The organism is Cytobacillus sp. IB215665 (genome assembly GCF_033963835.1).
In the GTDB taxonomy this organism is placed as follows: domain Bacteria; phylum Bacillota; class Bacilli; order Bacillales; family SM2101; genus Nanhaiella.
Genome location: NZ_JAXBME010000002.1, coordinates 444,044 through 465,787 on the forward strand (window position 1 = coordinate 444,044; position 21,744 = coordinate 465,787).

Genomic DNA, 21,744 nt, shown 5'->3' on the forward strand with positions numbered 1-21,744 from the left:
AGCGCTTAGTTAAGATTTGTTAATTTATGGAATTGTTATATAATTCGGGAATCACTGCTACAGCAATAGAATTTTGATTCTATGGTCCATTTGAGTTTGAAGAAAATGTTGTTGGGGGAGGACTATTTGTTATGCATCTTTCTGAAGATGCCAACTCCCATTTTATTTCACACATATCGCCATCGTTACCTCCACTACACGAAGCGGTAACTCTTGTTACATTATTAAAAGAAAAGCTAAAGTTTTGTGTCACAATTAAATCCTGTTGATGTAATAATAGGTTATTTGATAAGATACGTATAGTTGCATTAGAGCAAGGTCCTGTACCGGCTCCATTGGTAGAGATTGTTCCACTTAAAGAGCCTTGGGTATTTCCAGCGAAAATTGTGTATTCAGATGCCCCACAAGATAAGTTAACACTACTGTTCATCTGGTTAACAAAGGTAGGGCAATCGCAACAAGCTGTCTTCTCTGTGGTAGTTATCTTAGTGCTACCACAACATGACGATGTAGTATATTTACCCATGTTTTAACCCCTTTTCATAGTTTGTCTAGTGTATTTTATTCTTGCTAATCAGCATTGATTGGGCACGGGGGTAAATAATATCTTCTTTGGTAATAGTAGCTGTTTAGTTATCTTATACATTTCAGTAAACCTTGCTCATGTATTACAGAGTAAGGTTTTTTGAGTGGTAAGTCCATAAGGAAATAAATTACTTAACTTATTCAATGAGAACATGATGATTTAGACTAATAGTAATTTGTTATACATAGTACAACTTTAACCGGAATACATTGAGCATAAATGGATTTGAAAGAATAAATTGAGGCACTACTTTATAGGAGGAATTTGCCCTTGAAAATACTTGTTCCAGGGGGGGCTGGATTTATTGGTAGATGGGTTGTTAAACAGTTATTATCGGATCAGCACAAAGTGTGGATAGTGGACGACCTATCTAACGGTAGAAAAGAAAATATTGAAGAGTTTATAGGTAATGAAAATTTTATGGAATTTGTTCATGGGGATATTAAAGACACTGCTTTATTAAACGAGCTCTTTCTACAAAAATTTGATCTTTGTTATCATCTGGCGGCGAGCATTAATGTTCATGATAGTATTGAGCATCCCGATACAACTTTTAATAATGATACAATTGGAACATTCTACATTCTTGAACAATGCAGGAGATATGCTGTAAAGCTTGTTTTTATGAGTACATGTATGGTTTATGATCGATCTTCAAACGATGTTGGTATTAATGAGACACATTCAATTAAACCAGCCTCCCCATATGCAGGAGCAAAAATAGCAGCGGAAAGTATGGTGCTCTCTTATTATTATTCATACGGTCTTCCAGTAGTAGTTCTTCGCCCGTTTAATACGTATGGTCCTTATCAAAAGTCAAATGGAGAAGGTGGGGTTATTACTAAATTTCTGCAAAATAAATTGAATGGTCAAAGCTTAAATATATATGGTAATGGGACTCAGACGAGAGATTTTCTTTTTGTAGATGACTGTGCTCGATTTATTGTTACAGCAGGCTACTCTAATCAAACAAATGGAGAAATAATAAATGCAGGGTTAGGATCTGATATTTCAATAAAAAAGTTAGCAAAGATGATTGTTGATGGTGATCAATCTAGGATTCGACTCGTACCTCATATTCATCCTCAAAGTGAAATTGAGAAACTACTATGTAATTTTGATAAGGCAACACAACTATTAGGATGGGTGCCGAAAGTGAGTTTAGAAGAAGGAATAAGAAGAACAGAGGAGTGGTTAAAAGATAGGTGAGAAAATATAATAAATTAGTCTAATAGGACATAGTGGAAAGAAAAAGAGCTTAAACTAAGTACTATACTGTTATAAAGATTTAGATTTGGATTGATTGCTTTAATTAAAATCGAAAACCGATATTATGACTACTAGTCATAGTTTTGGAGATAATTGTTGGTTCTCTAGAAATTATTTAAGTGTAATGGATATACATTAGACCGGAACTACTTATTCTGAAACAAACATACCGCAAAATACATTTAGTAAACGTACGAAAATTAGATTTAGTGGTGGTGAAAATATCAGCAACTGATCAAACAAGGTGGCATCTCAATATTATTGTATATTTGGTAACTAGACTAGAGATAGATTATATACAATTTTAAATAAGAGGTGATGGAAAATGATGAGGGTATTGGAAATCACCCCATTTTTAATAAGTGGTTCTGGAAAAGTTGTAACTACATTATCTTTAGAATTAAGAAAATATTGTGAAGTAACTGTGGCAACTTCAAATCCAGTTGAACAAATAAAGAATTGGGATGAATATGAAGGAATATTAAAGAAAAATGATGTTCCTATTATAAAAGTTGACTCCTTTAAGCGTGATTACAAAAGCATGTGGATGGAAATTATATCGTTGACAACTATTCTAGATCAATTTGACCTTGTTCATGTACATGCTGGATATCCAGCTTTCTTAGTAAATATGGCAAAGGAACTTTGTGGTAAAGATATTCCAATTGTAGCAACGTTTCACAGTTGGAATGTTAATAGGCCAGCATGGATGAACATAGCAGATGGTTATGCATTTAATATGTGTGATGAAATATATACAATGTCATATTATTGGAAAGAATTTCTAGAAGTGAACATGAATATTGATAAGAACAAATTAGAGGTTATCCCTTGGGGAATTGACGTGGAATATTGTGAGAATATTCAGATAAACAAAAAGTTAAAAATATTATATTGTGAGAGCGATGAATTTTGTTTTGTTACTTTAGGGCGTGTAGAAGAAAGGAAGGGGATATTACATTTAGTTAAATCTTTTAAAAAAGCGCTAAATCAAATTAAAAGAGCGAAATTAATCATTATAGGTGAAATTGCTGAACAGGACTATTATGAGAAAGTACTATATGAAATACATCAAAGTGGTATACAAGAACATGTTGTGTTTACTGGTATGCTAAAAAAACCTCTCGAATTGGTTAAGTGCTGTAATGTTTTTGTGTTTCCTACACTAAGTGAAGGTCTAGGTATTGTTGGACTAGAGGCGATGGCTCTTCAAGTGCCTGTAATAGCCTCTTATACAGAAGGTATACAAGATTATTTACGCCCGAATATTAATGGAATAGGGGTGAAACCAGGGAATATAGACGAACTTGCTGATGCATTAATTTATTCATATGAGAATTACTATAAATTATCGGAATTAACAAAAAGCGCAAAAATGACTGTAAAGAAGAAGTATGATATTAACGAATGTGTCAGTAAATATGTAAACACGATTAGAAGACATAACCAATAACTATTCTCAACACTCATAAATATGAATAACAACTATTGCTACAATTTAATTCTATGAAAACTATTAGTTGCTTTCACCATTAGTTCAAGGATTTACCGAAAAGCATGCAATTTATTTGAACGTAACGGAATAAAGTTTAAGCATGACAGTCTGTTAAGAAGGAAAACATTCGTAACAAAAACATTCTAACATCTGTGACTGAAATTGCCGTTAATTTACAAGATAAATTGTACTTAGTATTCTAAATTCAAAGAATGTTGGCCTGAATGATATTGTTAGTATTCTCTCTTCAATATTGAAAATCATAATGAGAGTAGGGGAATAAATGCACCACGTGTTACTATCAGGTGGATCGGGGAAACGGTTGTGGCCAATTTCTAATGATTCAAGATCGAAGCAGTTTTTGAAGATATTAAAAGATGACAATGGAAATGTAGAGTCAATGGTTCAGAGAGTTTTACGTCAGCTGCAATTAGCTGGTGTAAGGGATTCAATGTACATTACTGCACCTAGATCTCAAGTAGAAATAGTACAAAATCAAATTTCTTCTACCATATCAATAATTATTGAGCCTAACAGGAGAGATACGTTTCCAGCTATTTCGTTAGCTGCAACTTACTTACTATCAATAGGAAATGGCCTTGATGAAGTGATTTGTGTCATTCCTGTTGACTCTTATGTTGAAAATTATTTTTTTACTAAGGTACTAGAATTAGAGAGGGTTGTAAATGAAACAGAATGTGATATTGCCTTAATTGGAGTACGTCCTGTATATCCGTCTGAAAAATATGGATATATTATGCCGAAGCAATCTTTTGTTCAAGGTTCTTACTATAATGTGAGTAACTTTATTGAAAAACCGAATGAAAAAGAGGCACAAAGATTAATAAAAGAAGGTGCACTTTGGAATTGTGGGATTTTTGCATTTAAACTAAGATATTTAATAAATTTGTTAGTACAAAAAGGCATAGCGGTTACATATGAAAAGTTGTTAAGACAATACGAGCAATTAAAGAGAATTAGTTTTGATTTCGAAGTTGTTGAATTTGCAAAAAATATAGTCGTTTTGCCATATGAGGGTGAATGGAAGGATCTTGGTTCTTGGAACACTTTAACAGATGAAATGTCTAATAATATTGTAGGAAATGGGAAAATAAGTGAAGATTCAACGAATATACATCTTATAAACGAACTAGAGATTCCTACATATGTATTAGGAGTGTCGGATGCAGTTGTTGCAGCAAGTCCAGACGGGATTTTAGTAAGTAGTAAAAAAGCTAGTCCTAGATTAAAAGATTTGTTAGATGGATTTGAACAACGACCTATGTATGAAGAGCGCCGTTGGGGGTGGTATCGCGTTCTTGATTATACCAAGTTAGCAACTGGTATTGAAGTACTAACAAAAAGAGTCTGTATTTATAAAGGGAAAAATTTAAGTTATCAATTTCACAAAAAACGAAATGAAACGTGGAAGATTATTTCAGGTAGTGGAACATGTATTTTAAACAATAAGGAGTTTCATGTAAAGGCTGGGGATGTTGTAAATATTAATATCGGTGACAAACATACGATAAGAGGGTTAACTGATATTGAAATTATCGAAATACAAATGGGCAAGGAGCTTGTTGAAGAAGATATTATTCGATTGTTTATAGATTGGAACACAATTCAACAGAGTATTTTTTAGGGGGGACATAAATAAAAACTAATATTCTTGTAACAAGTATATCAAAAAAAGTACCGATGCTAAAAGCAGTGAAAGTAGCAGCTGAAAAAATCAATAGTAACATAAAAGTGTACGGAGCCGATAGCGATGATCATTGTATCGGTCGTTATTTCGTTGATCAATTTTGGAAAATCCCTAACTTCAATAAGCTTACAGTTGATTACTTACTTCAATATTGTATAGAAAATCACATTACATCCATTATTCCTTCTCGTGATGGAGAATTATTATTTTTTGCTAAGCATAAAAATGTATTAAATGAAAATGGTATCTTTGTAATGATTGCCACAAAAAAAGCTGTAGGCAGATGTGTAGATAAATATCTATTTAGTAAATTCGGAACGAAGCATGGCTACCCTGTAGTTCAAACGGAAACAAGTTTTATAGATATGGTAGGGGATAACCAATTTTATGTAGTAAAAGAAAGGTATGGGGCTGGATCAAAAGATATTGGCTTGAAATTAACAAAAGATCAGTCAATCGAGTATGCTGAAAAGCTAGCTAAGCCCATTTTTCAACCTTATATTGAAGGGGATGAAATATCCGCAGATGTATATGTAATGAGAACTGGAGAAGTGAAAGGTGTTGTGACTAGAAAACGTGTATTAGTAGTTGATGGTGAATCACAAATATCTACTACATTTCGTGATCAACGATTAGCAAAGCTTTGTTCAAAAATGGTTACTGATTTAGAGTTATATGGTCATGTTGTTTTACAAGTGATAGTTGATAAGAATGGCTATTTTCATATTATTGAATGTAATAGTCGTTTTGGTGGTGCATCTACATTAAGTATAGCGGCAGGCTTAGATAGCTTTTACTGGTTTATATTAGAAACAAATGGGAATGATTTACACAAACACCCTTTTGTTCACACTAATAAGGAAATGATGCTTGTTCGGTACCCTGAAGATTTAATATTGTGAGCTAGGCGGTGAGCATTTGGAAACTCTAATAATTATCCAAGCTCGAATGGGCTCGACACGATTACCTGGTAAAGTATTAAAACCGTTAGGCACGAGTACGGTTATAAACTATGTCGTTTCTAGGTGTAAGAAAATTCAAAAGACTTTGGGTATCATTGTGGCAACTTCGACCCTCGAACAAGATAATCAAATTGAAGAATGGTGTAAAAAACATGATATTACTTGTTACCGTGGAAGTGAAAGTGATGTACTAAGTCGTTACTATCATTGTGCTAAACAGTATAAGCCAGATTATATTATTCGTGTTACTGCAGATTGTCCATTTATAGATTATACCTTTGCAAACCAAATCATAAATCGTATGGAAAAGAATCCGGGAGATATTGTAATTGTTAATGGGCATTTACCTCGCGGACTAGTTGTTGAAATGATTGCATTTACTGCCCTTGAGTTTATTTATAAATATGGTCATGAAACCCGTCATCGTGAACATGTTACTTACTATGCTTATGAACATCCATCGAAGTTCAAGCATACAAAAGTAATCGCACCTAGTTTTCTGAATCATCCTGAGCTGAGGATTACCTTAGATACAATAGAGGATTATCAGTTGTGCTGTGTGGTAGCTGATTATTTTAAGGGAGAGATTCTAATCCCTTCTCAAGATGTGGTGGAATATTTAGTTACACATGCTAATGTAGCAAATATGAATGCTCATATCACTCAAAAACCTGTTGAATAAACCGTAATGTTGAGCTCAAATGGAGGATATCTATGAACACTGTCTTTAGAGTAGACGCATCTACGCTAATAGGTACTGGTCATGTTATGCGTTGTTTAGTGCTTGCTGAACAATTAAGAGAAGAAGGATATCTTGTTGTTTTTATATCTAGGGAGCTTGAAGGGAATCTTAACTCATATATTGAATTACAGGGGTTTCGTGTGATCCGTCTTTATAAGCAAATTCATTCAGAGCAAGAAGATGCGGATGAAACTTTGCAAGGACTACAAGTGATTTCTAACCAAATAGAATGGCTTATCGTTGATCACTATCATATTAGCGAAAAATGGGAGAGTATAGTGAGGAATCGCGTTTCTAAATTGATGGTAATTGATGATTTAGCTAACAGATGTCATCAGTGTGATATATTGCTTGATCACAATTTTATTAGTAACTACCAAACTCGTTATGACCTACTCGTTCCACCTCATTGTAAAAAAATCCTCGGACCAAAGCATCTACTCATTAGAAAAGAATTTATCCATGAAAGAATGCAAGTAAAACCAAGAGACGGTCATGTCCGTCGGCTACTTATTTTCTTCGGAGGTAGCGATCCAACAGAAGAAACTGAAAAAGCTCTAAAAGCCGTGAATAAAATTGATTTTGATTTACATCATGTAGATGTCGTCGTTGGGACTTCAAATCCGAAACAAGATGTGATTTATATGATGTGTGAACAACAAGGTTATCAATACCATAGTCAAATAACCCATTTTGCAAGATTGCTATCAAAGGTGAATCTCGCAATTGGAGCAGGCGGTATATCGATGTGGGAAAGATGTTATTTAGGTGTCCCTTCTATCACTGCGATTGTTGCAAAAAATCAACAACAATCAGTTTGTGCTGCTCATCAATATGGGGCTGTATGGAAAATCGGTTGGCATGAGGATGTCAAAGTAAATGATTACGTTGCAAAAATTAACAATGCTTTAAGGTCACCTCAAAAGTTAATTAATATGAGTCAACGAGCGTTAGCTATTACAAATAGATGTACAAATAATCAACAACATAGCGCTGTCAACACAATTTTACAAATGAAGGGAGGAGAAAAATAGATGTATAAATGCAAAATAGCTAATCGTTACGTTGGTAAGGGTCATCAACCGTTTATTATTGCGGAAATGTCCGGGAATCATAATCAATCATTAGATCATGCGTTAACAATTGTAGAGGCTGCAGCTAGAGCTGGTGTCGACGCTATAAAACTACAAACATATACAGCAGATACGATGACAATAAATATGAAAAAAGAGGAATTTTTTATTAACGATGCTAATAGCTTATGGCAAGGTCAGACATTGTATGAGCTGTATAAGAGGGCGTATACACCATGGGAATGGCATGAGACGATATTTAACAAGTGTAGGGAGCTCGGGATGGTCGGGTTTAGTTCTCCCTTTGATGTGACTGCTGTAGATTTTTTAGAAACATTAAAAGTTCCAGCTTATAAAATTGCTTCATTTGAAAATGTAGATATCCCGTTAATTAGAAAAGTAGCTGCGACAGGGAAACCTTTATTCATATCTACCGGTATGGCAACAGTCGCCGTGCTTGATGAAGCAGTTCAAGCAGCAAAAGGTGCGGGGTGCAATAATATAATTTTATTAAAATGTACGAGTTCCTATCCTGCATCCGAAAGTGATTCAAACATTGTGACAATCCCTCATTTGGCTGAGTTGTTCAATTGTGAGGTAGGATTATCAGATCATACTATAGGGTTAGGTGTTCCAATAGCTAGTGTTGCTTTAGGAGCAACAGTTATTGAAAAACATTTCACGATGTCTAGAACTGATGATGGGATAGATTCACCATTTTCTATGGAACCAGATGAGATGAAAATGCTTGTTACCGAAGTAAGGAAGGCTTGGAGATCAATAGGAAAGGTGAGCTATGGACCAACAGAAGGAGAGGTTTCGTCGTTGCTTCATCGTCGTTCTATATATATTACTGAAGACTTAAATGCAGGAGAAATGATTACAGAAAAAAATATTAGAATCATTCGGCCAGGTTATGGTCTTGAGCCGAAATATTATGACATTTTATTAGGGAAGCGTGTAAAGGAAAGTGTTAAGAAAGGTACCCCTGTGTCATGGAAGATGCTTTAACTAATTTCGATTAATTCACCCTTTCAATGTCAATGTTCAAACAGTTTAAACATTTTTAAAAAAACACCTAATTTTATTCCAAGTGTAGTGTGAAGTAATAGTGAAATCTATGAGGGGAAGTAGGTGTTATTTTGTTTGAAGGAAAAAAAATTTTGGTGACAGGAGGAACAGGAAGTATCGGTAAAGCACTAGTAGATATTTTGTTAACATATAATCCTGCTATTGTACGTATTTTTAGTCGGGATGAAAATAAGCAGTTTGAAATGCAAGAAGAGTGGAAAGCTCAAAAAAGATTGCGCTTTTTACTTGGCGACGTTAGAGATAAAGAGCGGCTTAGTTATGCGATGAATGATATTGATTATGTGTTTCATTTAGCAGCGTTAAAGCATGTCCCTGCTTGTGAAAATAATCCATTTGAAGCTGTCAGAACGAATATAATTGGTTCACAAAATGTTATTGAAGCAGCTCTTGAAAACAAAGTGCAAAAAGTGTTATTTACAAGCAGCGATAAAGCAATTAGTCCTACTAATACAATGGGAGCATCTAAGTTAATTGCAGAAAAACTTTTTGTTTCTGCCAATTCATATAAAGGAAATCATAAAACTGTTTTTTCTTCAGTCAGGTTTGGCAATGTAATTGGGTCAAGAGGGTCAGTTATTCCTTTATTTTTTAAGAAAATAATGAAAGAAAAAAAAATAACAGTTACCGATTTAAAAATGAAAAGATTTATGATGTCACAAACTGAAGCATGCTCGTTAATGTTAGATGCACTTCGAATTGCTAATGGAGGAGAAATATTCGTATTAAAAATGCCTGTAGTTCAACTGAATGACCTAGTGGAAGCAATCATATCAATTGTTGAGGAAAAATTTAATATATTAAAGGATGAAATTTATATTGAAGAAATCGGCTTACGACCTGGGGAAAAGGTTGTTGAAGAACTTTTAATGAATGAAGAAATCCCATTTGTTTATGAGAAAGATAACATGTTTATTATTCCTAGTGATTATCCAAAAGTTGAAGGCGCGAGTAAGCCTGTTAAAAGTGTTCATTACCGAGCTGACTGTTTTGGTTGTAACCAGTTAGCTGTGAAAGACATCAAAAACATTATATTGAAAGAGGTAAATTTATTAGATTTTTTACGGTCTGATCGATGACGAGGGGGAATGTTATGTTAAATAAATTGGCAGTACACGGTGGCAAACCAGTTCGAAATGAATTTCTCCCTTACGGACAGCAATGGATTGATGACCAAGATATTAACATAGTTATCGATGTTTTGAAAAGTGAATATTTAACTACTGGACCTATTCTTAAAAAATTTGAGAAAGAGATTTCAACATATGTAAATAGTAAATATGCTGTTGCTTTTTCAAGTGGAACGGCTGCACTTCATGCTGCTGTTTTTGCTGCGGGTATTTCTGAGGGGGATGAAGTAATAACAACGCCAATAACGTTTGTAGCAACTACGAATTGTATTTTATATCAGAGAGGCTCTCCGGTTTTTGCTGATATTAATCTTGATACGAATAATATTGCAGCTGAAAATATAGAAGCGTTAATAACATCACGAACAAAGGCGATAATCCCTGTAGATTTTGGTGGTCTGCCTGCTGACTTGGATGCGATTATTAATATTGCTAGGAAATACGATTTAATCATTATTGAAGATGCAGCTCATGCACTAGGTGCTAAGTATAAGGGAAGACAGATAGGGTCAATTAGTGATATGACAATGTTTAGCTTCCACCCAGTAAAGCACATTACTACTGGTGAAGGTGGGGTTATTACAACAAACAATCGAGACTATTATGATAAGCTAATCCAATTCCGTAATCATGGAATTACTAGAAACTGTGAAAAGATGGGGGAGAATGAAGGAGCGTGGTATTATGAAATGCAATTTCTAGGATTTAATTATCGTATGACTGATATTCAGGCTGCGCTAGGAATAAGTCAACTCAAAAAAGTTGATTCGTTTATAAGTCGTCGGAAGGAAATAGTAGGAAAATATAATAATGCTTTTAATAAGCTAAATCAACTTATCCTACCTTATGAAAAGAATGATCGACTTTCAAGTTATCATTTATATGTCATTAAATTGGACCTGCACAAATTATACGTGGCTCGTAAGGAAATATATGAGGCTTTAATAAATGAAAATATTGGAGTTAATGTTCATTATATACCTGTATATTTACAACCTTATTACCAAAAGCTTGGTTATCCACGAAGCCTTTGTCCGATAGCGGAAAAGTTTTATGGCGATGCTATTACCTTACCGCTATTTCCGAAAATGACTGATGATGATGTTGAGAGTGTAATAAAAGCAGTCCAAAAAGTCATTTTTCACTTTGCAAAATAAGAAATTCTTTGAATATGATAAAAAATGCGAGGTGCTTTTAATGGACAATAAGAAAATGCATGCTAATGAAGATAATAAGAGCCTTGAAGCTAGTAAGGAAAGTGACTATAACAAAGCTGTTATCGAATTAAAAACAATTTTAGTTGGATTAAAAGAAATGTCCAATCAATCATTATCTAACTATTGGACTGAAGAGGATATTAAAGAGGTTCAGGCTACAATGGATAAGCTTGATTATGAGTCGCTTCAATATAAGAAAGGAGTTCTAAAAAACCTTGAAGATTTTCAACAGGAAAAATGGAAAAACCTACTAGAAAGGGAAGATGATGATAAATGATGATTTGTACAATCATATAGTAGAGTCGGAAAAAATACTTCTTTTGACGGTACAGAGCATAAAAGAAGGGAATGACAAATATGCTCTCGAGCACTTTATCTTTTTTCTAGAAAAATTAGAGTTTGTTATAGAAAATTATTCTTCTAACATGATGGTAAGCTATGATGAAGTAAGAGCTATAATTTTACTACTTCACCCGTTACGTAAGATATTAAGTGAAAAAGATATCATCGGTCTTAGAAGTGTACTTGAATGTGAGGGGTTGCAGTTACTAAAAAAAATGAAAGGAAGGTTAATTTTAAAAACTACACTATTAGAAATAGGTTTTCAGAAAAACTTTAACCTTCTCCCAGAGCGTATTAAAAAACAAGTGAGAAAGGTGAATAAAGATGATCTCTGGAGAAAAATTCAGGTGTCGGTTAATGATAAAGGAATGCCGACTTGTAAGTATATTGGAACAGAAGGGTCTTTTTATTTAAATGGTACGACACCATTAGATGAAGGTGAAGTATTATTTAAAGAAAATTCTATAATTGATGCTACATCTTTATTTATTTATGGCTGTGACGTTGGATACCCACTGTTTACTCTTGATGCAAAAAGACACCAGAATACGTTTGTTGTTATATTTGAACAAAATATATATATTTTTTTGGCGATGTTATATTTGTTTGACCTTGAAAAAATGTTGAAAGATCCAAAAGTTATTTTTTTTGTGGGAGATTTTCATGATATTTCACAAGAATTCCAGCAATTTTTACTTACTGGTGGGTTGCTAAAATGCACGATGCCTACGTGTGTCTTTACGAATAGTGCAAAAAGATATTTTAAAAAGAAATACTTGCACCTTCATCAATCAATTATGGAGCTTATTACTTTTTGTACGATAAATATAGGTAACGATCCTTACGATAATTTAATAGGTTTTCATAATTTAATTAACAATGTAAATGAAATTATTCAAAATCCGTATGTTAGTAGTTTGAAAAATAAATTTTATAATAAACCAGCGTTTATTGTTGCAAATGGACCATCATTGGACAAAAATATCGAAATATTAAAAAAGATTAAGGATAAAGGTCTAATCATAGCAGCTGGCTCTTCGGTACTACCTTTATTAAAGGAAGAAATTAAACCTGATGCAATGTGTATATTAGAACGAACCGAGCAAGCTTTTTTACATCATTTTAGAGGCATAGAATATCCAGAGGAATTAGTCTTACTTGGTTTAGCAATAATTGATGAGCGAAATTATCAAACTTTTCAAGGACCAAGGATTCCAATATTTCGCTCAAGGGAAGCAATGAATAGATGGGTTAACCGCTTAATTGGAGATGAATCTTGTCTAAGTGGTGGTTCTAACGTATCACATCTAGCGTACGAGGCTGCTATATACATGGGTGCCAACCCTGTAATATTTGTAGGTCAAGATTTTGCCTTTGCTCCAGATGGAGCTCACCATAGTAAAAGGTCACGTTATTACGAAGGAAGTTCCCAAAGCTATTATGACAAAAATAAGGTAGTGAATGTTGACAGTAATGACGGTAAATCAATTGCTTCAACACCTTTGTGGACGTTCTTTAGAAAAGGCCTTGAAGAAATGATAATGAATACCCCCCACATAACAGTCATTAATGCAACAGAAGGTGGTGCGCAGATTAACGGTACGACTTGTATGCCACTTATGGAAGCTATTGAATTATACTGTAAAAAGCCGTTGAAAAAGAAACTCTATACAATTGTTTCTGAAAGTAAAGAAACAATCAACTTAAAAGAAAGAATGATTAGATTACATGATCTTGCTGATGAACTAGATAAGTATACAAATAAAATGAAGAGTTTATTACATTCAACTCAAAAAGGAATGAAAAGATGCCACGAAGTTTTAAATTTATGTAAAAAAGAGACTAGAACTCCTTTAAAAGAGCTTGAAGAGGTGTTGAATAAAAACCATATAGATCTTCAACAGTTTTTTTCAAATGATTTGTTCGTTTATTTTTTTCAACAGATAATGTATACCGGTTACGACGATTTAAATCGGCTAGGCAATATTCACACTGTAGAAGGTGCAGTGAAAGCTTTGACAGTACAATCTAACTGGTTCAAGAGATTAGAGATTATAGCAGAAAGCCTTGTTGAGAGCTTTAGAGAAGCACAAAAGAAGTTATAAATATAAGTATATTTTAGCATAATTTAAAAGGGTAGCTCAAAAAGCGGTAAGAGTGATTCTAGCTACTGTATAAAGGCAATGCTGTCTTATATACAAGATATAAAGAGTGTAAGGTTTGCTCTAAAATTTTGGGTTATCCTTACATCAAGGATGAAGGGGACAAATTTAACCTATGAAGCACTACGGTATGGTATGCTTTCGTCGATTACTGATTTGCTCATATGCCCTGACCAAGAAAAAAGAAAGGAAGCTATTTACATCGTTGAACTTATCTATTCAGCATTGTCGTGCTGATATTATCGGTAGCCCAAGTCCATCACAATTCACAACTGTGCCTTCACCCCCAATAATAAATGAGGGTGAAGAATTAAACTATAAGTTGTGAACTGGAAACCATCAAAGGAAATAGGAATAACTCAATCATGAGTCACCCTTTATGACTTTTTCATAGGGAAAGGTGGATATATCCGGATCTTTTTATCGTTTCATTTTCTTCACCTAAGTAAAAATCTATTAATATAGTACGATCTTCAATATCATATATGCTATGCCATAACGTTCGTGTAGGACATTGTGATTCTCTTAAGTGAGAATGGTCATGAAAAGAGACTTGTTGATTTACATTTTTAATAAAGTCTATGGAATAAGGGGCTTTATTTCTCTTGACATTTTCTTTTATATTACAGAACCGGTTATACATAGATAATCGATCATCAGTATCGGGAAATTGTGACTCGGATTGATACTTGTACAATGGGAAATTAGTAACTACTTGGGGATGGTTCTTATCACCATCAAAAATAAATTCTTTATTACGTCCGTGAGATTGTTCCCAAACAAATGAGTTGCCATGTTTATCTGCGATGAGGAAGTGCAAGGGATAGAGAGTATAATAGTGTTTATTCATATACAGTGCTTTCTTTGCCTCTTCAATGTTGGCACATGTATCTAATAACAGTCTTAGTATTTGTAATTCATTCAAACCAACTTGAGGTTGATAGGTTGGTTCTATAGGGTAATGAGAAATCGCATCATCATCAGCTAATAACGTAACAACAAGGCCTTCTGAGTTTATTCCATCAAGTACTCCACTTAGCATATCATATCCCGACACACATAAAGAAGAATAGCCTTCGTCTGGATGCAGTTCAAGAATGTAAGGATTTGCAAAAGCTGGTTTTTCGTCATCAGCTGGTATTCCTCCAGTTATAGTTCCAGTTGCAAAGTCGAAGTTACGACTTACGACTGGACTTCCATTTTGTGTAGTTGTTGGAGGGTAAAATACAACTGAACAGCCAGGTAATCCAGACGAATAAACGAAGGAAGAAAAATCATAGCTATTGTCTTCAACGTTTACATTACTGAAATAATCAGTCGCTCCTTGTATTCGGTCAAGTAAGATAGGATAATTATTTTTAAAATATTCTAGCTGATATTTGTATTTGGTAGTTGCGGGGTAAGGTAGGGCACGATGATTATTATACGCAATCTCAGCTAGCTTCTTTCCAATATCAAAATTTGAACCTTTTATCTTTACATGACGAACTTCCATAAACTCACTTGGACTTCCTGTAATTACTTTTTCCTCGAAAAACATGAATATCCCTCCTGTTAAATATGATGTAATTTTTTTCATAAAGGTTGTTGATTTTTATAAAACAATTTACATGCAGATAACTAAAATTTCTGCTATCTTCTATTCTTTATCATCTTATAAAACCACTTCTAGCTGTTCTAATTTGGTATGAAAAGTCTTTAGTTATGAATGAGCCTTGGTTCGTGAAGCACTTATACTTGTTGTTTGTTGGCCTCGCATGGAGAAGCTTACAATTCCTCCAAGTAAAATCATTGCAATTCCAGCTATTAAAAATACACCCCCAACTCCGATTATACTTGCTATTAAAGCTCCCAATGCTGGAGAAATGACGATAAATGCATTAATGATGGCGTTACCTATACTGGAAACCCGGCCCATGACATGCTGCGGGGTCGTTTTTTGAAGTAAGTAGCCATAACATATGGTAATCACTGCTACACATATTCCAATCATTAGCCATATCAACAGCCAAAACAGTAATGAAGGGGGGATATACCCTATACCGCCCACTCCGTTTAGTGTAATTAACACACCTAACAACACAGCAGAGGAACACATCAATACTTTCTCATTAATTCTTTTACCTAGACGACTAATGATAATTGAACCAATGATACTTCCAAGTCCGATAACACTGCTAAAAATAGCATAAATTGATTCACTGAAGCCGAAGCTTTTTGCTAACAGAACACCTATACTATCGAATAGGAAAATGATGAAAAATACAGCTCCGTTAAAAGAAATTAAGAATATTAATAATTTGTTTGTAACGACATATTGCAGACCTTCTTTTAACTCGTTAATGAAAGTTTGTAATGAATTCATCGTTTGTTTTTCATGACCCTTTTCTTCTACTCGGCTGTGCCTCATTTTTGGTAGTTTTAGTAAAAATACTGCTGAAAGCAAAAATGTAATTGAATCAAGTACAAATGCAGTTTGTGGAGTTGAAATAGCTAAAACAATCGCACCAAGAGAAGGACCAAGCACCCTAGAAAGATTGAGTGACAGCTGACTTAGTGCATTTGCTTGAAGAAGCATATCATCTGGAACAATTTGTTTAATCGCACTTTGTTTTGCTGGATCAAATAATGCATTAAAAAAGCCTTTTATAGCTACGAGAATAATGACGACATAAGCATTCGGGGCAAATACTAAGCAAAAAACAACTAAGGCTCGGATGAGGTCACTAGTAATCATGACTAATTTCTGAGGAAGTCGATCAGCAAACACTCCAGCGACTGGACCGAATAAAACCCACGGTAAGCCAAATGCAATTGACAATAATGCTAGATAATAAGGACCTAGCTCCCAATGGTAGGCAAACAAAGCGAAAAGGGCAGTTAAATCGAACAATGTTCCTAAATCTGATACGACTTGTGCAGAAAATAACGCTCTAAACTGCTTGTTTTTAAGTGGGCTGAATAAGTTTGTTTTCATCTTTCAATCTCCTTCCTTTAAAATTAGCATTTTATTCATTGAGGGTGCTATCGTAAATATCCTTTGAATTTACTGGTGCAAAAAGGAGCAACGCCTGTGGGATAAGAGCCTTCCATATAATTCCGTCAGGGGGATCAATAATTGTTACACGAATCCCATTTAAAAATTGGAAATAAGATGTTGCTACGATTTCAGGATTCAACGTATGCAGCTCACCTTGTTTTTGTCCTTCTATAATGATTGGCTCCAGTGCTTCGATGACGTCATGGAAAAAAGAATCTAATTGCTCGAATATTTTTGGAAACCTTTCATGTTGCCCTAATACATACTGAACTAAGCGTAAATGGGTTTCCTTTTGAGAAAAGGTAATAACATGCTCTTTAACCATTTGTTTAAGATGTTCTAAGGGAGTTTGACCCTTGTTAATTTGACATAAAAACAGCGGCTTGATTTCATTTAACGGTTCTAATACCGCGGCCTCAAATAGTTGCTCCTTATTTGGAAAATATGTAAATACAGTTCCGAAACTCACTTCCGAACCTTTGGCGACAGCTGCAATCGTTGTTTCTGAATAGCCATTTTTCGAGAAGAGGGTGATAGCTGCATGTAAAATTCTTTGTCGTTTTTCTTCACGTAGTTGTTCCTTCTTAGATAATTGTTTAGACATAATTAGACCTCACATTCATTGATTGATTAATCAATCAAAATTATAACATGTATACTTTAGTAATAAAAGAATAATTTGTAAAAAAAATTATGTGGAATAAATCCCTGGTATTTTCACATTAATTGCTACAAGTAATAAGTGGCATCTTTTCTCCTATAAAAACTATACACATCAGTTACTCAAATTTAAGTGAAAAAAGCAACAAAGTTTAAGCAAAGGGTCTTCTGAAGTATCTAACAATAGCACTTTTCAAACAATAAAACACCTTCATTGTGTGGCTTCAGTGTTTGTCACCGAACATTGGGTATTTTAGTATATCTTATTGGAAACAATTTGCAATTGATAACGAACGTATATTCGGTTAAGATATTGAATATAATAATAATACGAACATATATTCCTTTAGGGGTGTTATATTTGATCGATTATAGCAAAATGCCTCACCATAACATCTTATGTATTGATATGAAAAGCTTTTTTGCAAGTTGTGCAGCAGTACTATTGAATTTAGATCCACTTACATGCTACTTAGCGGTTGTTGGTGATACAGAAAGACAGGGGAGTGTTGTTTTAGCAGCTTCACCACGCTTGAAGAAGGAATTTGGTATTAGAACAGGGTCGCGTTTATTTGAAATTCCTAAGGACCCGCGAATTGTAATCGTCAATCCAAAGATGCGCACATACTTACGTATATCAATGGAACTTACTAAGTTATTTCAGCGCTATGTGCCGGGAGAAGCAGTTCATACGTATAGCGTTGATGAGAGTTTTTTACAAGTGGATGGTACTGAGAAGCTATGGGGTGATGCAGAAACGACAGCTCAAAAATTAAAAAAAGATATAGAGAGAGAATATGAAGTTCCGTGTGCAATTGGTATAGGACCAAATATGCTTATGGCAAAATTATGCTTGGATTTAGAGGCGAAAAAAACAGGGATTTCCCGATGGACATATGATGATGTGAAAACAAAACTTTGGCCGCTTTCACCACTTAGTCAAATGTGGGGAATTGGTGGGAAAATGGAAAAAAGATTAAACAGGATAGGAATATTCTCAGTAGGGCAGCTTGCTAATTATTCCCTCAAACAACTTGAACAAAAGTTTGGTATTATGGGAAATCAGCTATATTATCACGCGTGGGGTGTTGACTTTTCAGAGCTTGGGGCACCCTTCCTACAAGGACAAATTAGCTTTGGAAAAAGTCAAATTTTATTACGAGATTATCCAGATCCGACAGATGTAAAGCGAGTAATATTAGAAATGTGTGAGGAGGTGGCAAGAAGAACTCGCGCAGCTAAAAAGGTCGGAAGAACGGTTAGTCTTGGTATTGGATATAGTAAAGATGAATTTGGTGGCGGATTTTATCGTTCAAAAACAATTGAAGAACCAACAAATATTACAATGGACATTTACAATGTTTGTATTGAGCTATTTCAAAAGCATTATACAAATAAAACAGTACGAAAAATCTCAATTGCACTGTCTAATATTGAGGATGATCTAAATATGCAACTATCACTGTTTGAAATGAATAAACCGAAGCAGCAAGCACTCGGCTACTGTATGGATGAAATTAGGAGGAAATACGGCTCAAATGCAATTTTGCGAGCAGTTTCATATACGAATGCAGGGACAGCCCGTCACCGCAGCACACTAGTAGGAGGCCATAAGCAATAGGAAAAGCGGAAGTGCCTTGGTCATCTCCGACAAGCACTGGAAGCATTACAAATGAAGGCGTTCTTTGCCTTTAGGTGTAATGGAGAAGTGACTCGAGGAGATAGGCGCTGTAGCTGGACAAAAGGAAAAGCGGAAGTGCCTTGGTCATCTCCGACAAGCACTGGAAGCATTACAAATGAAGGCGTTCTTTGCCTTTAGGTGTAATGGAGAAGTGACTCGAGGAGATAGGCGCTGTAGCTGGACAAAAGGAAAAGCGAGCCGACCCAATTCCCCCTAAAACCAGCCCACTTCCTATGGGCAACGGAGGAATGTCGTCATCCATGACTCCTCTCGACAAGCATTGGAAGCATTACAAATGAAGGCGCTGTACCTAGTTTAAAAGGAGAGTGATAAAAGTGATTCGAGACCGTGGAACAATTAAATGGGTATCAATGATGCTCCCTGAACATACAAAGCTGTTAAGGGAGTTAGAAAAAAATCAGCATAGAGCATCAAAGCCTTTGCTAGATGAGCAGCGGCTAGAAGAGTTGAATGAAATGATTCATATCGGTATAGCTGGAAATCAAACATTATCTTTTTCCTATTATCAAAATCATGCGATAAATAATGTTGAAGGTAATATTCATTTTATAGACCACATTAACAAAACTGTACGCATCATAGATTTGGTTGAAAAAATCCATGATGTACAGCTTGTTAATATTGTAGACATTCAGCCTTTGTAAATGAAAAATACTAAAAAAGAACGTATAGAAAAGATTTTCGAGAATAAACGATAAATAGCGCTATAGAGGGTATGAATTAAACTAATTGAGGTGTAAAAGGTATACTTCTACCCTCTTCGGAACTTTGCATCGCTAACTCAATTATGCGGATAGTATTACATGCTTGCTCACCGGTTACCATTAGTGGCATGTCATTTACAATTGCATCATAAATATTATTGTAGAAATTCATGTAATTTCCCTTCATTGTTTCAATTTTCCCTTTGTAATGTAGGTCTTTAAGGTCAGTGTTTAGGGTGGCCCAATGCTCTACCTTTTCTATTCCATACATCATATTTGTAGGCATCATGCCATTTTTTAATTGTTCCTCTTGTGGATCCATCCCATATTTAACAAAAGAACCGTTTGTGCCGTGAATGACAAAACGAGGTCCTGGTTCCCTTACTAACATGCTAGCTTTTAGTAAAACCTTGAGGTTATCGTAATCTAATTTGAGATCGAAGGAATCAACGGTTTGAGCAATAGGTCGTTGAATTCGCACATCAGCAGTCACAGTATGAGGATACCCGAATAATGTGATTGCTTGGTCGATTAAGTGAGAGCCTAAATCATACAAAATACCTGATCCTGGTCTATTGTCTTCTCGCCAGGAGCCTTTTAAAAAATTTCGGTAACGATCGTAGTGTGACTCAAATTCGACGATATGACCAAGTAGATTTTGTTGAATGATCTGGTTTATAGTTAAAAAATCACCATCAAAGCGACGATTGTGATAGACACTTAACACTCGATTTTGTTTGTTTGCTAGTTTAGCTAATTGTGTTGCTTCTTCAGAGGAAATCGTAAAAGGTTTTTCGACGACCACGTGTTTATTTTTCAGCAAGGCTTTCTTTACCATAGGATAGTGGAGCTCATTAGCGGTAGTAATGATAACAAGATCAATTGCTTCGTCTTCAAGCAGTTCATCGAAGTCACGAACAACTTCTGTGTATGGGTATAGTTCCTTTGAACGACTTTTCGTTCGTTCAACGACTTTTGTTAATTGCAGGTTTGGATGAGAATGAACAAATGGTGCATGAAATACTTGTCCAGAAAATCCAAAACCAACGAGACCAACATGTATGGTTTTGTTCATTATTTTTCCTTCTTTCATTTGGAATGGTTGTAGTATACACATTTTATGTGTAGTCGTAAAGGAGTAATGAAAAGCTAACAAGACTGGTAGCTAACTTTCCATCTCTTTTGAGGTTCAACTATGTTATTTAAGGCTCTTTTCGCATTGATAGTTGCTATACGTTCTAAGATATAAGCACGTATACATCTAGTATTCGTGGCAGCTTTACTACTTTTACATTATTAAGCTCTAAAAAAACTCATCATATTATCCATTTTTTTAATAAAAATAGCAACAAAGTTTACGAAAAGAGTCTTTTGTAATTTTTTGTATAATGTCTTTTTACTCAAGAGTCATCGTTAAATAGAAGAAGATGCCACGAAATCTAGCGTTCGTGGCACTTTTATACTTTTACAATTATTAAGCTCTCATAATACTCATCATTCTGCCCATTTGTAGTAAACAATGTTTATGAAAATAGCCTTTACTTTTGTGAGTTTACTCAGCTCGAACAGAAGATTCGAATTTATCTTTATGAGATCCGTCACAATATGGAGCTTTACTTGATAAGCCGCACCGGCATAAAGAATAAGCTTGCTTCGTTTCAAAACTGTTACCATCACCATCAGTTAATTCAATGTTACCAGTTACTCGTAATGGTCCATTATCTAACACTTTAATTCGAACATCAGACATGTTTTTCTCTCCTTTGATTGGGTATTTTTTACAAATATCAAAAAAACTCAACTTCATTACTATGAGAATATGCAAATAAATGAGCTTGTATACAAAATATGAGTATATCTTAT

20 protein-coding genes are annotated in these 21,744 nt (G+C 34.7%); 14 read left to right on the top strand and 6 right to left on the bottom strand.

Going from position 1 to position 21,744, the window contains the following annotated elements:
- Positions 1-79 precede the first annotated feature (79 nt).
- Positions 80-526 carry a hypothetical protein gene (locus tag SLH52_RS04110; protein WP_320208009.1) on the bottom strand — a complete coding sequence of 149 codons (447 nt, stop codon included), beginning with the start codon at positions 524-526 and terminating at the stop codon, positions 80-82.
- 330 nt (positions 527-856) lie between these two features.
- Between SLH52_RS04110 and SLH52_RS04115 the strand changes: the two genes are divergently transcribed.
- From SLH52_RS04115 to SLH52_RS04170, 12 genes are all read left to right on the top strand, one after another.
- The gene (locus tag SLH52_RS04115) at positions 857-1,795 is read left to right on the top strand and encodes a dTDP-glucose 4,6-dehydratase (RefSeq protein ID WP_320208010.1); all 939 of its coding nucleotides are present in this window, start codon (positions 857-859) and stop codon (positions 1,793-1,795) included.
- A 385-nt stretch (positions 1,796-2,180) separates the two neighbouring features.
- Positions 2,181-3,308 carry a glycosyltransferase family 4 protein gene (locus tag SLH52_RS04120; RefSeq protein WP_320208011.1) on the top strand — a complete coding sequence of 376 codons (1,128 nt, stop codon included), beginning with the start codon at positions 2,181-2,183 and terminating at the stop codon, positions 3,306-3,308.
- Positions 3,309-3,633: 325 nt separating this feature from the next.
- Positions 3,634-4,995: a sugar phosphate nucleotidyltransferase gene (locus SLH52_RS04125; RefSeq protein ID WP_320208012.1), complete on the top strand. Its 1,362-nt coding sequence runs from the start codon at positions 3,634-3,636 to the stop codon at positions 4,993-4,995.
- 23 nt (positions 4,996-5,018) lie between these two features.
- Positions 5,019-5,960, top strand: a complete 942-nt coding sequence (locus SLH52_RS04130) for an ATP-grasp domain-containing protein (RefSeq protein WP_413785487.1) — start codon at positions 5,019-5,021, stop codon at positions 5,958-5,960.
- Between the two features lie 16 nt (positions 5,961-5,976).
- Positions 5,977-6,702 carry a glycosyltransferase family protein gene (locus SLH52_RS04135; RefSeq protein ID WP_320208014.1) on the top strand — a complete coding sequence of 242 codons (726 nt, stop codon included), beginning with the start codon at positions 5,977-5,979 and terminating at the stop codon, positions 6,700-6,702.
- Between the two features lie 32 nt (positions 6,703-6,734).
- Positions 6,735-7,796, top strand: coding sequence for a UDP-2,4-diacetamido-2,4,6-trideoxy-beta-L-altropyranose hydrolase (gene pseG, locus SLH52_RS04140; protein WP_320208015.1), 1,062 nt, complete (start codon positions 6,735-6,737; stop codon positions 7,794-7,796).
- Positions 7,797-8,846, top strand: coding sequence for a pseudaminic acid synthase (pseI, locus tag SLH52_RS04145; protein WP_320208016.1), 1,050 nt, complete (start codon positions 7,797-7,799; stop codon positions 8,844-8,846).
- A gap of 128 nt (positions 8,847-8,974) precedes the next feature.
- Positions 8,975-10,003 carry an SDR family NAD(P)-dependent oxidoreductase gene (locus SLH52_RS04150; RefSeq protein ID WP_320208061.1) on the top strand — a complete coding sequence of 343 codons (1,029 nt, stop codon included), beginning with the start codon at positions 8,975-8,977 and terminating at the stop codon, positions 10,001-10,003.
- A gap of 14 nt (positions 10,004-10,017) precedes the next feature.
- Positions 10,018-11,211 (top strand): UDP-4-amino-4,6-dideoxy-N-acetyl-beta-L-altrosamine transaminase, encoded by a 1,194-nt coding sequence (gene pseC, locus SLH52_RS04155; protein ID WP_320208017.1) that lies wholly within the window; start codon positions 10,018-10,020, stop codon positions 11,209-11,211.
- Positions 11,212-11,251: 40 nt separating this feature from the next.
- Positions 11,252-11,548 carry a hypothetical protein gene (locus SLH52_RS04160; RefSeq protein WP_320208018.1) on the top strand — a complete coding sequence of 99 codons (297 nt, stop codon included), beginning with the start codon at positions 11,252-11,254 and terminating at the stop codon, positions 11,546-11,548.
- A complete protein-coding gene (locus SLH52_RS04165) occupies positions 11,535-13,718 on the top strand; it encodes a motility associated factor glycosyltransferase family protein (protein ID WP_320208019.1) in 2,184 nt (727 codons plus the stop codon). The genes SLH52_RS04160 and SLH52_RS04165 overlap by 14 nt, the downstream gene beginning before the upstream one ends.
- A gap of 172 nt (positions 13,719-13,890) precedes the next feature.
- Positions 13,891-14,103 (top strand): hypothetical protein, encoded by a 213-nt coding sequence (locus SLH52_RS04170; RefSeq protein WP_320208020.1) that lies wholly within the window; start codon positions 13,891-13,893, stop codon positions 14,101-14,103.
- Positions 14,104-14,163: 60 nt separating this feature from the next.
- Here SLH52_RS04170 and SLH52_RS04175 read toward each other — a convergent pair whose 3' ends face one another.
- From SLH52_RS04175 to SLH52_RS04185, 3 genes are all read right to left on the bottom strand, one after another.
- Positions 14,164-15,315, bottom strand: coding sequence for a C45 family peptidase (locus SLH52_RS04175; protein WP_320208021.1), 1,152 nt, complete (start codon positions 15,313-15,315; stop codon positions 14,164-14,166).
- Positions 15,316-15,477: 162 nt separating this feature from the next.
- Entirely contained in the window at positions 15,478-16,752 is a 1,275-nt protein-coding gene (locus tag SLH52_RS04180; protein ID WP_320208022.1) for an MFS transporter, read from the bottom strand.
- A gap of 31 nt (positions 16,753-16,783) precedes the next feature.
- On the bottom strand, positions 16,784-17,419 hold the full coding sequence (locus SLH52_RS04185) for a TetR/AcrR family transcriptional regulator (protein ID WP_320208023.1): 636 nt from the start codon (positions 17,417-17,419) through the stop codon (positions 16,784-16,786).
- Between the two features lie 417 nt (positions 17,420-17,836).
- Between SLH52_RS04185 and SLH52_RS04190 the strand changes: the two genes are divergently transcribed.
- Together SLH52_RS04190 and SLH52_RS04195 are read left to right on the top strand one after the other, a co-directional pair.
- Positions 17,837-19,096 carry a DNA polymerase thumb domain-containing protein gene (locus tag SLH52_RS04190; RefSeq protein WP_320208024.1) on the top strand — a complete coding sequence of 420 codons (1,260 nt, stop codon included), beginning with the start codon at positions 17,837-17,839 and terminating at the stop codon, positions 19,094-19,096.
- Positions 19,097-19,491: 395 nt separating this feature from the next.
- Positions 19,492-19,821 (top strand): YolD-like family protein, encoded by a 330-nt coding sequence (locus tag SLH52_RS04195; protein ID WP_320208025.1) that lies wholly within the window; start codon positions 19,492-19,494, stop codon positions 19,819-19,821.
- 76 nt (positions 19,822-19,897) lie between these two features.
- Here the strand turns inward: SLH52_RS04195 and SLH52_RS04200 are convergent, their stop codons facing one another.
- Positions 19,898-20,956 carry an oxidoreductase gene (locus SLH52_RS04200; protein WP_320208026.1) on the bottom strand — a complete coding sequence of 353 codons (1,059 nt, stop codon included), beginning with the start codon at positions 20,954-20,956 and terminating at the stop codon, positions 19,898-19,900.
- A gap of 477 nt (positions 20,957-21,433) precedes the next feature.
- The gene (locus SLH52_RS04205) at positions 21,434-21,631 is read right to left on the bottom strand and encodes a CDGSH iron-sulfur domain-containing protein (RefSeq protein WP_320208027.1); all 198 of its coding nucleotides are present in this window, start codon (positions 21,629-21,631) and stop codon (positions 21,434-21,436) included.
- Positions 21,632-21,744 lie beyond the last annotated feature (113 nt).